The sequence below is a fragment of the Nitrososphaerales archaeon genome, from assembly GCA_025058425.1.
In the GTDB taxonomy this organism is placed as follows: domain Archaea; phylum Thermoproteota; class Nitrososphaeria; order Nitrososphaerales; family JANXEG01; genus JANXEG01.
Map to the genome: position 1 here is coordinate 1 of JANXEG010000007.1, position 13,889 is coordinate 13,889.

Genomic DNA, 13,889 nt, shown 5'->3' on the forward strand with positions numbered 1-13,889 from the left:
ATATAAGGGTAATCAGAGTATGCCCTTTCTCCCCAGAGGATTACGTTAAACTTTGGCAGACAAAATTAAAGAGCGCTAAAGAGTAACTTCGTTAAATATACTTCATCACTTCCCTTTCCATTGGGCCTTCCTTTTATTGAGGAAGGCATCGACACCCTCTTTAAAGTCTTCTGTCTGAAATGTTATCAAAATCAAATCACTCAACGCTTCTTTAAGATCTCTTAATTGGTTGATCAAATGTTTATTCATAATCTTCTTCATCGTACTCAATGCGATAGGCGCTGAAGTATCGATACTCTCAACGAGCTCTTTTACAGCATCTTTAAGTCTATTTGATGGCACAACCTTATTCACCAAGCCTATTCTTTCTGCCTCGTTACTCGATATCGGATTGCCAGTAAAGAGCAACTCAGATAGCTTTCTTCTATCGATAATGGAAGGTCCAAATACAGATGCCATCGGTGCTATGATCCCCAAACGCCCCTCTGGCTGTGCAAATCTAGCATCTTCTGAAGCTATTACCAAATCACAGACCATGACCAACTCACAACCACCACCATACGCCAATCCATTTACAGCAGCGACTACCAGCTTCTTGCTACTCAATATCTTTTCAAAAGTAGGATACAAACACTCAAAGAACGCTACATAAGCATCCTTTGCATTTTTGTATAGGGATGGGAACTCACTTATATCGTAACCCGCACAGAACGCTCTACCGCTCCCCGTTATAACTATGGCAGATATCCCATCATCTATCTCAGCCTTCTCAATGGCTTTGTAAATCTCGTACCACGCTTCTCTATTGAGCGCATTAAGTTTCTCGGGTCTATTTAACGTTATCCAAGCGATCTTCCCCTCCTTCTCATATTTTAAATATTTGAATTCAAACTCGGACAAATTCCCACCTTCTTACTCCATCCTTCATCTTTAAAATTCTCTTTAACATAAAGCTTGCTATTAATTTTTGACTTTTGACTTTGGATGGAAATTTCAAAAATCCTCTATACCTTTTCCGATCTATTTAAGTATCTCAACGATTTAACTGGAGTACGGAGTAAGTGGTGTAGTTGCAGATAATCGTCGGGATGTGTGGGGCTAGCGGTATTATCTATGGCCTCAGATTTTTAGAGGTTTCAAAAGAAATCGGTATCAGAACCCATCTGGTACTAACAGAGGGTTGTAAAAGATTGATCGGTCTAGAAACTGAGTACAGCATTGAAGATATCAAATCCTTGGCTTCGGTAACTTATGAGATAGACGATATGTTTGCACCTATAGCGAGTGGATCATTTAAGACCGATGGCATGGTGGTTATACCATGTAGTATGAAGACCCTCGCTGGCATAGCGTGTGGCTATTCGGAGAATCTCCTTCTAAGGGCTGCCGATGTCACCATTAAAGAAGGTAGGCCCTTAATACTCGTTACTCGGGAGAGCCCTCTGAGCCCGATCCATCTGGAGAATATGCTAAAGTTGGCAAGGATCGGTGTTTACATCTTGCCAGCCTCACCATCTTTCTATGGAAGGCCAAAAACGATTCAGGATCTTGTTAACACCGTTGTAGGAAGGGTCCTCGATATCCTGAAGGTCGAACATAAAGTCTATAAGAGATGGGGCGAAGAGTATGAGTTCGATTGATGCATCGCTACAAATACTAATCAAATTTTAATCGAATTCGATTAAGCTGGTTTTAGTTTTATGAAAGGTGCTTAAGGTTAGATAAGTAACCTAAGTACGTTCCATCGAGAAGGTATAACTCAGATTTTTCTATATCGATCGCGCTCGATCTAAATATGGGTCCAAGATACCTCGTATCCGCTTCTCTATTCACAGCCATACCCTTCAGTAGGGGGTTGAAGGTGGGCATGACTACGATGCGAGAGTTTTTTGGTGTAATTCTAAACGATCTTTTAAAGAAGTCGATAGGATCCCCTTTCACCTTTAACCTCTTCGATTTAAGGAAATATGCTATAATCTTCGACCTATCCCATCTTGTAACGAGCCAGACCGGCTCGATCAATCGAAGCCCAGAGTCCTCGACCATCTCTACCACAAAGTGGTGATGGCCCATAATCAGGATATCGGCACCGAAGGCTTCTGGATACGGCCATGAATGACCGTGGATGAGATAAACCGCTCTTTTACCGCTCTTCAACATTAAGCCTTTTGGAGTATGGAGATTCACCTTGGAAGGGAGTAGTGTCTTTAAACCACCGTCATGATTCCCGGGAATTATATCGATTTTATCTATACATGTTAACAATCTTTCGAAGAAGTTGGGCAGATCGCCCCATTCATGAGGTAAAATCTTACCCATTCCATGCTTAACATCTCCTAGTATGATCAATCTATTCGGTTCTTGAGCATCTAATATCTTCTTTAATTTATCATAAATCTTTTCGATTTGGGAAGGGATGTTAAAACCATGAGTATAAAGCTCTCTTTCAAAACCTAGGTGCAAGTCTGAGATCAAAAGGATCTTTTCAACATTCGTTTTGAGAATCAGAGCAGGTTCATTCTGTACGATGTTTAACATCTTCTAACATCTTCAAAATTTCATTCTTACTTCCGATATTTAACTTACCGTTGTCGGATAGTTAACTTTTTATAACTATCCGTTCCACCTCAGCCTTTAGGGCTTCATCGATGGCTTTCGCCGCCAACGGTAAAGGACGGCACATCGGAAGTTTATTCGCTATATTCCAAGCGGCAACAAAATGCCTACCTGCTTGGAAGCCACATCGTTTGCATTTGAAGACATGCCCATTCGGCTTACTAGTTTCGCCACATATCGGGCATGTTTTAGAAGTATTTTTAGCATTTATGAACTCGGGTTTGAATCCAAGCTCCATGGACTTATATGAAATGTAAAACTGTATCTTTCTGAATGGTATTGTGTGGAGCCTTCTATTCATAATCTTAGTATAGTGCACTTTTTCCCTAATACCTTTTAACTCCTCCATTATCGGCTTGACCTCTTCCTCATCCACAATTTTAGCTATAATTTTAGATGCTCTATGGATTATCGCATCGACTCTCTTCTTCTCTCTTCCAGAATACTTAGCCAGCAACGAGGCTTTAATCTTCCCCAATCTTCTACTTTGTATACTTCTTCTCTTCTTGAAATACCTGTCTCTGATGTATTTAGCTTCACTTATGTCTATCTTTATGAACTTTACCTTATCTGGCTTGACCAGTGCTAAATCTATACTCTTCTCATTAATATCTATGCCTAATACACCTTCAGTTTCCCTTTCTTCAACAAGTTTCCTAAAAGTCACGTGTAAGAAGAAGCCGTCTCTATTCCTCACGAGCCTTGAGCCTTTAACCTGCCAATCCATGAACTTCTTTGAATGCTCATGAACTTCGAATGGAATAATTACATGCCCCTTATGCGTAGCCAACTTCAAGCTTCCCAGCTAAACCAGAATAGATGCATATCGTCTAGAAGAACAACTTTCAGATTCTTAACGTTTGGAGGGCTAATGTTCATCCTTTTCCTAGAGAGCCTTCTGCATGACTTGAACATAGCTAAAGCCTGCGTTATAGCCGTGTAGATATAATGAGAGGGATAGCGGGGATATTTTTCTCTCAACTCTCTATAAACCACCTCATGGAGCTTCTTTCGAGAAGTCACGTTTAAACGCATAACTTTAAGCAAGCATACTTTAACCATTTCGGAGTATGCTTTAAAGAGTTCATCCAGTACAGTTATCTGCTCTTCTTTAGGCTCAAGTTTAAATCTACATGTTTCACTCAGCAATAAGCTGTTTGACACCTTCAACCACCCTCTCATACTTGTGGCTTCTCATTCCATAGAGCTTTCCAGCGAAGCTCGAAACCAAGGCTATTAAATCTTCTACAAGTTCTTGGTAAGCATCTTTTGGCTCCTCACCGTTAACAACTTCTATTCTAACATTGTGGGATATGAAGTAACGCTCTAAATACCTGAAGCCGAATCTTGTAAGCCTATCTTTAAATCCGATGATGACAACACCTACCTCTTTCCCCTCAACCATATCAAATAGTTTATTCAAGGACTTCCTATTTTCATTAAGCCCACTTGCAACGTCCTCCAATATCGAAATAACTTCATAGCCTTTAGACTTAGCGTATTCTAATAAGCCGTGTTTTTGTCTATCCAAATCGCCCTTCTGGTCATGAGAAGAAACTCTACAATAGATTATGGCTTTTTTAGACACATCTGGTCTAACGATTCCCATTAAACGTTCGACTTCATGTTTAGGTATTCTTCTTCTACCGCCAACTGTTCTAACAACCTTAATCTTACCTTGCCTATCCCACTTCCTAAGCGTATTTGGATGAACACCTAACCTTTCACATGCTTCTTTAAGTGTCAGCAACTTCTCTGAAGTGGTAAGAAATGTTATACAAAGTTAATTATTTAGAAAGTGCAGCTTAACCCTTCTTTAAACGATGAGCGGATATATTTCATTTATAATATAATTTATGAGTTCGTCTTCTCCAATTTTACTGAATACTGTGATTACAGCATTTCTTGTTACACCAACGATATAACCGTACTTCTTTGACTTTACTACTACGTACCAGATCTTTCCATGTGCACAATAATCATCGTATAGAGTTGTATTTGAGAGTTCGGAACCATACAACGATAACTTTTTGATATTTGGGATATCAACTTCATCGAAGAAGATGACCTTCGCATCTTCGTAATTATCCTCATGAAATCTTTTAAGGACTTCAGGAGGGATTCTTACTTCCACTATGTATCCAGTCGTTATGAATAAAATCTTACTTAATTGGTTGGCGATATTATTCGCCCTCTCTTTCTTCTCTAATATAGTCAATAGTAACTTGTCTCCAACTTTATTAAAGATGAATGGTGCAACGATGGTTTTTGGTATGGGGATTATTTCACCATGGTGAAATACGTTTAAAATTTGGTCTTGAGAGAAGATTCCCTTTAGAGATTCAGCCACCATATTAAGATTGGTAATTTCAGTAATCAATTCGATCTTTCTTCCATCGTATTCAAATAGCTCTATACTCTTGTAATTCTTCAACTTCTTTGCTATGGTGTCTAAATCGATATCTTCACGAACGATAAAGACCTTCGCTGCTAAAACCATGATCACACCCTTATGTAATCATTCAACTAACTAGATTTAATAACTCTACTTTCTCTTCAACTTCAATATGGATATTTAAATTCAAATTCTTATGCTCTTACGAATTTACAAATTTACAAGTGGGTGTAAAGAGAAATAAGTGAGTATATTGTTTTAGTATAGCAGTATTACCTTGTCGGTCGAATTGGGGTTAGAGGACTTAGCCAAATACCCTTTTATTAAGGAAACAGGGGAGTATATCAAGCGACTTAATCTTCGAATAGAAGATCTAACCCAACCTGATTATAACAACATCGTTAAAAGGGCTAAAGAAAGAATTATGGAGGCTATACGCAAAAGGGCATTATCGGAGGATATACGTGAACCAGAGGTAGAGATACTTTCATTTCCAATATCTCTTCTAATGGTAAAAGCTTCTGGAAGTGATCATCTTGCCTCTATATATTCGTTAGCAGAAGCAACCCGTATAGAGGGGTTCTTAAAGCGTGAAAGAAAACCAGTCATCTATCACATCATTAAAGATGCTTTTAATATCGATCTGGTGGAAGTTTCAGAAGAAGAACTTAGATCAAGGTTCGATTATAAAATTAAGATCAAAGAGTATTTGAAAAGGGCTACCTATTTTCATGAGTTAGAGTGGAAATTGATCAATAAAGTTGTACATCAAGGATATGTATACCTAAAAACCCACGAGTTGGTACGCTTAATTAGAGAAGAGATTCGAAGAACCATCTACAATCGAATCAAGGATCTAGCGGTACCTAAGTTGCCCGAGGTGATAAAGAGCGCTGTGAATGAAATCTCAAATCTGATTCAAAAACTATCAAGTAAGGAGCGAATATCGATCATTCCTAAAGATTATCCACCCTGTGTAAATTATACTCTCGAACTTCTTCAAAGGGGGCAGAATATACCACACTTTGGGAGATTCTTGATGAGTACATATCTACTCAACATCGGTAAAACGGTAGATGAGATTATACAACTTTACCCGAAAGCGCCAGACTTCAACGAACGAGTCACCAAGTATCAGGTAGAGCATATAGCCGGGCTAAGGGGTAGTAGGATAAAGTATAAGTGCCCATCGTGTAGAACCCTTCAAACACATGGTCTGTGCTTTAAAGATGAGACTTGTGATGAAATTAAAAATCCTTTACAGTATGGGAGGGTTAAATCTAAAAGGTAAAAAGGTAATTAGAGATTATAATCTTAGGGTTAAAGGTTGGAAGGATCTTTAGATGAGAAGACTCTAAATTTGATGAAGCAAGCCTTTAAGCAATACTACTTTAAAGCTGGAGATCGCATATCGCCTCCGAGCCGAATGAATGAACGTGAATTTGGATATATACCATTCGGAGGCAGTATGATTAGACACCTTTCTTTCAAAACATTTGGAGAGTTATATGCATTACTCGTGAGGGAAGCTCCTCACTCTGTGTTCTATTCGGCCGCTTACTACCTCGAACCCACTCTACCGATGCATGAGAAAGGGTGGAAGGGTGGGGATCTGATCTTCGATATCGATGCAGATAATCTACAATTACCTTGTAGGAAAGATCATAATCTGTGGACATGTAAAGGTTGTGGTTTGAAACGAATCGGTTCAAGGCCAAAGAAGTGCCCAAACTGTGATGGAGGTAGTATTTCAGAGTTAAACTGGGCATGTGAAAAGTGTCTTGAAGCGGCAAAGAATGAAGCATTGAAGCTGATCGATATTTTAATGAAGGATTTTGGGATAAATAAGAATGAAATTAAGGTGTACTTTTCTGGTAATATGGGTTATCACGTATCTGTTGAAAGTAAAGAGTTTGAAGAATTGGATCAGGCCGCTAGAGGTGAGATCGCGGATTATGTCTCAGGTAGAGGTTTAATCCCTGAAAGTATCGGTGTATTTAAACGTGCCACCTATGAAAGTTTGGTGGAGAATTTACCGCGTATAGGAGAGCCCGGTTGGAGAGGGAGGTTGGCGGCGAGCTTTGCAAATTGGAAGGTGGATGGATTTGGTGATGGTGATACAAGAGAGAAGATTGCAGCACTTTATGGTAAGATCCGTTATTCAAAGTTTAAAAAAAGATTGGAAGTTGAAATGTTAAAGATCGGTGTTAGGATAGATACGATGGTTACGACTGATATACATAGGATATTCAGGATGCCAGGCACACTTCACGGTGAAACAGGGCTTTTAAAGATGTTATGTGATGACTTGGTAAGTTTTAACCCTCTAAATGATGCGGTAGTGTTAAGTGATGAGCCTGTGGATGTATTTATCGAATATTCACCAAGGCTACAGTTGAAGGATCAGATATATCCACCTTTTAAAAGAGAAAGGGTAAAGTTACCTTTGATGGTTGCTGTATATCTAGCTGGTAAATGTTTAGCAAGGGTGGTGTAAAATGGTCGAACCGATCCTTAATGAGCTCTACAAAATTTTGGAGGAAGAATCAAAGTCTGAGAAGTTGATAAAGATTCGTAGAACCCTGTATAAAGATGTAGCCACGTACATAAAGATGATTAAGGCCAATACCGAACGAAATGATCACGATGTTGTCAGTAAATTGATAACGAGAGAGCGAGAGTTGATCATAGATTTGGTAGAGAGGCTTTTGAGGTTGAGAATAAGTAAGATAATACGTTCGATGAATGAAGTTGAATACGTTCATTTAACGCCTGAAGAGAAGTATATAGTCGAGTCTATCAACCTTTCGGTAAAGAAATATGAGAAGATAAAGAGAGCGATCTGGAATGGCCAACCCTCGGTTTTAGAATTTATAGCGGAGAAGATGGCATCAAAGTATACTGTGGTAAGGTTTTTACAACCCTCTCCGCCGATCGTAGGTACAGATCTTACAAAGTACGGCCCATTCCAAAAGGAGGATGTAGCCGTATTACCATCGGATAACGCATGGCCTCTTATAAAGCGTGGTATAGCGGTAGAACTTTGGGATATAGATTAATGAGAACTAAATGAAAACGTTCATATATCACCTATCTTCTTCGATATGATTGGCCGTAGAGAGATGGAGAGTTCCAGTAAATCTTTCGGTGGAGTAATATATGAATGCGTAAGGTGTGGGACTAAAGTATCTGCTGAGGAATTGGCCCAATTACCTGAGATTAAGTGTATTTGTGGGTATAGAGTTTTGAAAAAGTCAAGACCTCCAGTAGTAAAGCAATTAAAAGCGATTTAATCTAAATGATAAGTACTCCTAATTTAATTGATCATTCAGACTTCCAATAGCCCTTCCCATGAGTTTTAGGCATAATTGTTAAGAGAAATATTAAGCCTGTAAAATAGGCGAAGATCGGTATAAAAAATGCATTCTCTAGACCAAAATTTTGTCCCACATATCCTGCAATAGCTGGGGCGATGGTGTTAGCGATATAAGTAGGTAAGAAGAAGAGCGCATAACCGACACCTCTCTTCTTTGCAGGGGTGAGTTGAGCAAGTAAAGAAGCGGTCGCTGCCATTGCAGTAAAGTTAAAAGTTCCATAAATCAAGATAAAAGCAATAATAAGTGTAATATGATTTGCATAGATGAGTCCGAGGAGAGAAAAGGGTGTCATGAGTAATGAGACGGCGAACCATCTTTTCGCACCAATCTTATCGGTCAAAAAACCACCTATCAGAGCAGCTATACCACCCATGAGTGGCATCAATCCGAAGATTATACTCGCTGCATCCTTGGGAACATTTCTCTCAAATACAAGGAAGGGCGATAAGATCGTCGAAACCATCTGCATCCCAATAGCCCTTAAAGAAATTATAAAGAGAAATATTAAGAGCGCCAGAGTTAAGAATTGGCTAGTGGGAGGTGCGCTTTCTTTATCACTAACGCTAAACTCTCTCTTAGTACTCTGAGAAGTAGTAGGCTTTACTCTTAGAAGTATAAGAGCACTGATAATCGTAGGTACCATCCACAGTAGATACGTAAAGCGCCAACCGTAAGATGATAGCAGAAGACCGGCTGTAATAGGGCCAAGGGCTAAGCCTAAGGTCCCTGCTCCACCGTGAATACCTAAAGCTTTTCCTCGATTATTCGGCTCCATCAATCTACTGGCCAAACTATACGCGGGCGGATGGTAGATCGCGGTTGAAAGGTTTATTATGGATATACCCAAAATCACCATATACTCATTGGATGCGTTACCCATCATCAATGCACCACTTAAGGTTAGAAGAAGGCTGATAAGAATTACTTTAACGGATCCGAGTTTATCCGCAATTATTCCACCTGGAATCGTGGCTACTACTTGGCATAAGGTGGCTATTGAAAGGATTATACCAATTGTGGATAAATTAAGGTTGAATTCGATCATAATTACTGGTAATAAGGCTAAGTGGATTTGAAGGTATGCGTGGTTTATCATATGTGTAGATGCAACGGCACCTAAACTAAGGGCCTTCTTTAGGTTATGGACCAGGGTTGACAAAGGCTTTCTTTATTTAATCTCTAATTAGTTATTTTAATCTTACTCTATATTCTATGACGCAATGTTAATATTAGAAATTTAATTAATTCTGAGGTATTAATTACTAGAAATTATAATATGATGTGGTGATAAATCTAATTTTTATTAAATATAATCGTTAATTTGTTAATCTGTTTAACGCTGAGAAACAGATATCCTTTAAATGCGTAAAGGCTTCTTCAAATCTATCTCTATCTACACTTCCAAACGCATATTCAGGTTTGCCGCCGCCACGCCCTCCAAATTTCACCAATGCTTCTTGCAGTAGTTTGCTACAATCTATATTAATATCATAACTTCTTGCGAAGATCATCAATCCTTGATCTTCCATATTCCCGATCAACACTATAACTTTATCACCTTTAATTAACTCACCAATCTTCTTCATCAGGATCTTTCTATCCAGGCCTTCAAAGATCTGGTGATAAAACTTGAACCCTTTCCCTTCAACGAATGTAAGGTCATTTAACTTTTCAAGGGTTAAAATCCTAATCTTCCTCCTTAAATCCGCTACTTCGTTACTGATATTCGAAGCGGTCTTTACCAAAGTTTCATACGTAGCGCCAAGGATTTCAGCTACCTTCATACATGTATTAGAAATTTCGAGCGCTTTTACCTTTGCACGTTCGCCAACTTCAAATGTTATCTGAAATGTTCCGTCGTGCGCCTTAGAGAATCCAGTAATCAGGAAGAAATCACATTCTTTAGTGTTATTCACATGTTCTCTATTACATGCAGAGTAATCATAACCATCGATTTCTATTACCCTTACCTTACCTGAGATTCTTTCTTCATACGCTCGAAGTGTTGGAAAGACTTTCTTCGCTTCATCTAACGTGTTGAAGAAATGTTCCTTTACGACTCGCCCTTCAGATATCACTTTATTGGTAATACGTTCAGCCTCCCAGATGGTATCCCAATTCAATTTATCACATATCAAATAGATGAAATTACCCTCAGCGGTATGTTCGACCTTCTTAACTTTAACACCCTGTATTAATCTGCTCAAACTACCGACGAAGATATGCTCAGCGGTATGTTCCGATCCCATAAACGAATCATACAGGGATTGTATAATGAGGTATTCTTCGGGTCTTCTTCATCTCCATAAATGTCTCTGTGCGAACGATACCATTAATCCTTCCTATATTTTCTGAAATCAATCGGTGTAGTTCATCGAGAGTTCTTGTCTTCACCTCAACCAACAAATCAAAACGCCCCGTCACTTCTGAAACACTTCTTACTTCATTCAAATTAAGAAGTTCCTTTAAAATACCATCCCTTAACCTCTGCTCAATGTTAATACCTATGATAGCGGAGATGGTCAGGCCTAACGCTTCTTCGTTAACTTCAACGGTGAACTTCTTGATCAAATCCTTTTTTATTAACCTTTTTATCCGACTGTAGATAACCGATGCGTTAACGTTGATCTTCTTGCTGAGTTTAGGGACGGATAGACTAGCATCTTGAATAAGTTCAGCCAAAATTTTCATATCGATATCGTCAATCTTTTTCATTTTTGTTTGCCCCAATCAATATCTACTATAGCTTCTTTAGACTTAGTTTAAATATTTTATGGTTATCATTAAATACTTAAGAATGTTTTAACTTACAACTTTTTAATATCAATATTTTTCAATGATATTCGGAAGGACGTTCGATTATATTTGATTTACGCCCTGCTGCTATTACATTTTCTTCTGAGCTTATCCTCTCAAGCTCGAGAAGATTTTGCATAGAATTAAAATTTGCATCCAGACTTTACATTTTTTTATTTTAATCTTTTTATACCCCTGATTGAGAATTAATGGGTGGGTTTTTGCTTTCTACACCCTACGATGTCATATGGCTAGAGAAAAAGCCCATATTGGCTAAAGAAGTGGCTCTCCTCCTTCACAGGATAGGTGCGATAAGGTTTGGTAACTTTATTTTAAGCTCTGGTCGAGAAAGTCCATACTATATAGATCTTCGAATCCTACCTTCATACCCTGAGATTCTTAAGAGAGTAGTGGAGCTCTACGTGGAGATGATAAATAATGAGATTCGAAGTAAGGAAGAGATCCATCGAATAGCTGGCATACCAACAGCTGGTCTACCGATAGCTACACTAGTGAGCCAATTGATACCCTTGCCCCTTTTATATGTGCGCAAACAAGAGAAGAAGTACGGTCTCGAAAAGATTGTAGAAGGTGTTATAAAGGCTGGGGATCGTGTGGTCGTCGTTGACGATGTTGTAACTACGGGCCATAGTGCATTAGAACAGATTCGAGTATTAAGAGAGCATGGTGGCATAGTGAATCACCTTGTCGTCCTTATCGATAGAGATGAAGGAGGCGAATCGAATCTGGCAAAAGAAAATGTCACACTACACTACCTTATGAAGATAGGAGATTTATTCACATACCTAAAGAATTTAAATCTGGTCGATCAAGAAAAGTATGATGAAGTTATGAAGTATGTTATGAAGTACCGTAAAGGAGGTTCATAAATGATGATGAGTAGTGATTGGTTAAAAATCAAAAGGATTCACGCTGAGAAACTTCTCTCAATAATCGTCAAAAGGCAGATTCTGAAGAAGGGGAACTTCGCCCTACATTTAGGCCATTCGACCGAATACTATCTAGATTTTCGGCTGGTCCCTTCACATCCAAATGACTTTATAGATGTATGCACAGCATATGCAGATTTGATTAAGAATGAAATAAGTGAATTTGATGCTCTAACGGGTGTTGCTTATTCAGCGATACCGTTTGCGGCTGGAACGAGCGTTAGATTAAATGTACCCTATATTCTTATGGAGAAGATCGAGAAAGAAGGTAGTCTGCGCACACCTGTGTATGGGCATATTAAAAAAGGAGATAGGATTGTGATACTTGATGATGTGTCAGCATCTGGTGTTACGCTACTTTGTGTTGCGAGTGTGCTACGTGCTTTGGGTGGTGTAGTGAAGGACGTCGTCGTACTTGTAGATCGAGAACAGGGTGCCGATAAAGTACTTAGTGAACAAGGAATAAATCTACACTATTACCTAAAGTTGAGTGAGATCTTATCCTACGTATCATCGCGATAGCATTATATAACTTCACTTAACCATCTGCCCAATCTGTTTTAATATCTTATCCTCAGTAAGGTACCTTTCACAATAGTAGCATTGTAGTATAACAGGCTCCGTCGATTTTATATAGAACTTAACCTTGGCCTCTTCCCTAGGTTGGTTTGTTATACAATTGGGATTCTCACATTTTAATGGTTTCTTCAAGAGCGATTCCAAATCTATCTTCATGATATTCACCCCACTTCGACACCCATTATAAGGGAGATTAAAGCCATTCGGACAGGTATGGCATTCTTTGCCTGTTGAAAGTATAATGCGTGGGGTGTATTATCTAATTCATGAGATAATTCTGTAACCCTTGGAAGAGGGTGTAAAATCACCATACTCTCTTTCGCGTTCTTCACAGCTTCATAATCGAGCCGGTACAGATCTTTGATCTTTTCATACTCCTCAACGTCTGTAAATCTTTCTTTTTGGACCCTTGTGATGTATATTACATCTACATCCCTTATTACATCGCTCAATTGCTCGATTTCATTTACATTGGGCAATACCTTCTTCAAATGATCTATAACTTCTCTCCTCATTCTTAATTGATAAGGTGATACTAAAGTCAACTTTACATTATACTTTGAAACTCCATATGCAAAAGAAATCGATGCTCTAGCATGTGCAAGATCGCCCATTATCGCTATGTGAAGACCATCGATCTTTCCAAACCTTTTCTTAATGGTATAGAGGTCGAGCATAGCCTGCGTAGGGTGGTGAGTTGAACCATCTCCACCATTGATGACAGGTATTTTAGCGATTTCAGCTGCGTACCTTGCAGCACCATCTACGGGGTGCCTCATTATTATCAGATCTGCATATTCATCGACCATCCGTATCGTATCGGCAAGGCTTTCACCCTTCGCTATCGAAGATATCGTCGGCTCAGAAAAACCTATGCACTTACCACCGAGTCTGAGTACGCTCGTTTCAAAGCTTAACCTTGTTCTCGTACTCGGCTCGAAGAAGAGCACTGCAACGATCTTATCACTTAAGATAGGTAGGGTCTTATTAGAATAGTATTCCATCTTTTCGGCCGTCCTAAAGATCAAATCTAACTCATCTTTAGAGAAGTCATTAATAGATATCACATCTCTACCCTTTAAACTCATACCATCTAATTTTAAATAAAAAATATAAAAAGTTTAGGTAAATGCTGAAAGGAATCTAATTCTTGACATCTGTTAAAATTCTACAATC

Annotated in this window: 18 protein-coding genes; 7 read left to right on the forward strand and 11 right to left on the reverse strand. The window is 38.8% G+C overall.

The window, feature by feature from the left end; all coding sequences use genetic code 11:
* Positions 1–105: 105 nt before the first annotated feature.
* Positions 106–900 (reverse strand): enoyl-CoA hydratase/isomerase family protein, encoded by a 795-nt coding sequence (locus tag NZ896_01365; GenBank protein MCS7116101.1) that lies wholly within the window; start codon positions 898–900, stop codon positions 106–108.
* Between the two features lie 170 nt (positions 901–1,070).
* Between NZ896_01365 and NZ896_01370 the strand changes: the two genes are divergently transcribed.
* Entirely contained in the window at positions 1,071–1,640 is a 570-nt protein-coding gene (locus NZ896_01370; protein ID MCS7116102.1) for a UbiX family flavin prenyltransferase, read from the forward strand.
* Positions 1,641–1,698: 58 nt separating this feature from the next.
* On the opposite strand, the gene NZ896_01375 is transcribed toward NZ896_01370, so the two are convergent.
* The 5 genes from NZ896_01375 to NZ896_01395 all read right to left on the reverse strand — a co-directional run bounded on the left by NZ896_01375 (position 1,699) and on the right by NZ896_01395 (position 5,116).
* Positions 1,699–2,538, reverse strand: a complete 840-nt coding sequence (locus tag NZ896_01375) for a metallophosphoesterase (protein MCS7116103.1) — start codon at positions 2,536–2,538, stop codon at positions 1,699–1,701.
* 61 nt (positions 2,539–2,599) lie between these two features.
* Positions 2,600–3,406, reverse strand: a complete 807-nt coding sequence (locus NZ896_01380) for a transposase (GenBank protein ID MCS7116104.1) — start codon at positions 3,404–3,406, stop codon at positions 2,600–2,602.
* Between the two features lie 2 nt (positions 3,407–3,408).
* Positions 3,409–3,765 carry a hypothetical protein gene (locus tag NZ896_01385; protein ID MCS7116105.1) on the reverse strand — a complete coding sequence of 119 codons (357 nt, stop codon included), beginning with the start codon at positions 3,763–3,765 and terminating at the stop codon, positions 3,409–3,411.
* Positions 3,755–4,393: an IS607 family transposase gene (locus NZ896_01390; GenBank protein ID MCS7116106.1), complete on the reverse strand. Its 639-nt coding sequence runs from the start codon at positions 4,391–4,393 to the stop codon at positions 3,755–3,757. The genes NZ896_01385 and NZ896_01390 overlap by 11 nt, the downstream gene beginning before the upstream one ends.
* A gap of 39 nt (positions 4,394–4,432) precedes the next feature.
* Positions 4,433–5,116: a hypothetical protein gene (locus NZ896_01395; protein ID MCS7116107.1), complete on the reverse strand. Its 684-nt coding sequence runs from the start codon at positions 5,114–5,116 to the stop codon at positions 4,433–4,435.
* Between the two features lie 319 nt (positions 5,117–5,435).
* Between NZ896_01395 and NZ896_01400 the strand changes: the two genes are divergently transcribed.
* The 4 genes from NZ896_01400 (at position 5,436) to NZ896_01415 (ending at position 8,304) form a co-directional block, all read left to right on the forward strand.
* Positions 5,436–6,302 carry a hypothetical protein gene (locus tag NZ896_01400; protein MCS7116108.1) on the forward strand — a complete coding sequence of 289 codons (867 nt, stop codon included), beginning with the start codon at positions 5,436–5,438 and terminating at the stop codon, positions 6,300–6,302.
* A gap of 36 nt (positions 6,303–6,338) precedes the next feature.
* A complete protein-coding gene (locus tag NZ896_01405; protein MCS7116109.1) occupies positions 6,339–7,508 on the forward strand; it encodes a hypothetical protein in 1,170 nt (389 codons plus the stop codon).
* A gap of 1 nt (position 7,509) precedes the next feature.
* Positions 7,510–8,070 carry a hypothetical protein gene (locus NZ896_01410; GenBank protein ID MCS7116110.1) on the forward strand — a complete coding sequence of 187 codons (561 nt, stop codon included), beginning with the start codon at positions 7,510–7,512 and terminating at the stop codon, positions 8,068–8,070.
* A 63-nt stretch (positions 8,071–8,133) separates the two neighbouring features.
* Positions 8,134–8,304 carry a hypothetical protein gene (locus NZ896_01415; protein MCS7116111.1) on the forward strand — a complete coding sequence of 57 codons (171 nt, stop codon included), beginning with the start codon at positions 8,134–8,136 and terminating at the stop codon, positions 8,302–8,304.
* A 31-nt stretch (positions 8,305–8,335) separates the two neighbouring features.
* On the opposite strand, the gene NZ896_01420 is transcribed toward NZ896_01415, so the two are convergent.
* The 3 genes from NZ896_01420 to NZ896_01430 form a co-directional block, all read right to left on the reverse strand.
* A complete protein-coding gene (locus tag NZ896_01420) occupies positions 8,336–9,547 on the reverse strand; it encodes an MFS transporter (protein ID MCS7116112.1) in 1,212 nt (403 codons plus the stop codon).
* A 157-nt stretch (positions 9,548–9,704) separates the two neighbouring features.
* Entirely contained in the window at positions 9,705–10,637 is a 933-nt protein-coding gene (locus tag NZ896_01425) for a DHHA1 domain-containing protein (protein ID MCS7116113.1), read from the reverse strand.
* 7 nt (positions 10,638–10,644) lie between these two features.
* A complete protein-coding gene (locus NZ896_01430; GenBank protein ID MCS7116114.1) occupies positions 10,645–11,103 on the reverse strand; it encodes an Lrp/AsnC family transcriptional regulator in 459 nt (152 codons plus the stop codon).
* Between the two features lie 290 nt (positions 11,104–11,393).
* Between NZ896_01430 and pyrE the strand changes: the two genes are divergently transcribed.
* Both pyrE and NZ896_01440 read left to right on the forward strand, forming a co-directional pair.
* Positions 11,394–12,074, forward strand: a complete 681-nt coding sequence (gene pyrE, locus NZ896_01435) for an orotate phosphoribosyltransferase (GenBank protein MCS7116115.1) — start codon at positions 11,394–11,396, stop codon at positions 12,072–12,074.
* A gap of 3 nt (positions 12,075–12,077) precedes the next feature.
* Positions 12,078–12,656 carry a phosphoribosyltransferase family protein gene (locus NZ896_01440; GenBank protein MCS7116116.1) on the forward strand — a complete coding sequence of 193 codons (579 nt, stop codon included), beginning with the start codon at positions 12,078–12,080 and terminating at the stop codon, positions 12,654–12,656.
* 12 nt (positions 12,657–12,668) lie between these two features.
* Here the strand turns inward: NZ896_01440 and NZ896_01445 are convergent, their stop codons facing one another.
* Both NZ896_01445 and pyrB read right to left on the reverse strand, forming a co-directional pair.
* On the reverse strand, positions 12,669–12,869 hold the full coding sequence (locus NZ896_01445; protein MCS7116117.1) for a hypothetical protein: 201 nt from the start codon (positions 12,867–12,869) through the stop codon (positions 12,669–12,671).
* Positions 12,870–12,874: 5 nt separating this feature from the next.
* Positions 12,875–13,801, reverse strand: coding sequence for an aspartate carbamoyltransferase (pyrB, locus tag NZ896_01450; protein ID MCS7116118.1), 927 nt, complete (start codon positions 13,799–13,801; stop codon positions 12,875–12,877).
* Between the last annotated feature and the right edge of the window lie 88 nt (positions 13,802–13,889).

Excerpts from the sequence above, each read along its gene's own strand:
- NZ896_01375 (MCS7116103.1), bottom strand. The coding sequence starts at position 2,538 with ATGTTAAACATCGTACAGAATGAACCTGCTCTGATTCTCAAAACGAAT.
- NZ896_01395 (MCS7116107.1), bottom strand. The coding sequence starts at position 5,116 with ATGGTTTTAGCAGCGAAGGTCTTTATCGTTCGTGAAGATATCGATTTA.
- NZ896_01400 (MCS7116108.1), top strand. The coding sequence starts at position 5,436 with ATGGAGGCTATACGCAAAAGGGCATTATCGGAGGATATACGTGAACCA.
- NZ896_01410 (MCS7116110.1), top strand. The coding sequence starts at position 7,510 with ATGGTCGAACCGATCCTTAATGAGCTCTACAAAATTTTGGAGGAAGAA.
- NZ896_01415 (MCS7116111.1), top strand. The coding sequence starts at position 8,134 with ATGGAGAGTTCCAGTAAATCTTTCGGTGGAGTAATATATGAATGCGTA.
- NZ896_01425 (MCS7116113.1), bottom strand. The coding sequence starts at position 10,637 with ATGGGATCGGAACATACCGCTGAGCATATCTTCGTCGGTAGTTTGAGC.
- NZ896_01430 (MCS7116114.1), bottom strand. The coding sequence starts at position 11,103 with ATGAAAAAGATTGACGATATCGATATGAAAATTTTGGCTGAACTTATT.
- pyrE (MCS7116115.1), top strand. The coding sequence starts at position 11,394 with ATGGGTGGGTTTTTGCTTTCTACACCCTACGATGTCATATGGCTAGAG.
- NZ896_01440 (MCS7116116.1), top strand. The coding sequence starts at position 12,078 with ATGATGAGTAGTGATTGGTTAAAAATCAAAAGGATTCACGCTGAGAAA.
- NZ896_01445 (MCS7116117.1), bottom strand. The coding sequence starts at position 12,869 with ATGAAGATAGATTTGGAATCGCTCTTGAAGAAACCATTAAAATGTGAG.
- pyrB (MCS7116118.1), bottom strand. The coding sequence starts at position 13,801 with ATGAGTTTAAAGGGTAGAGATGTGATATCTATTAATGACTTCTCTAAA.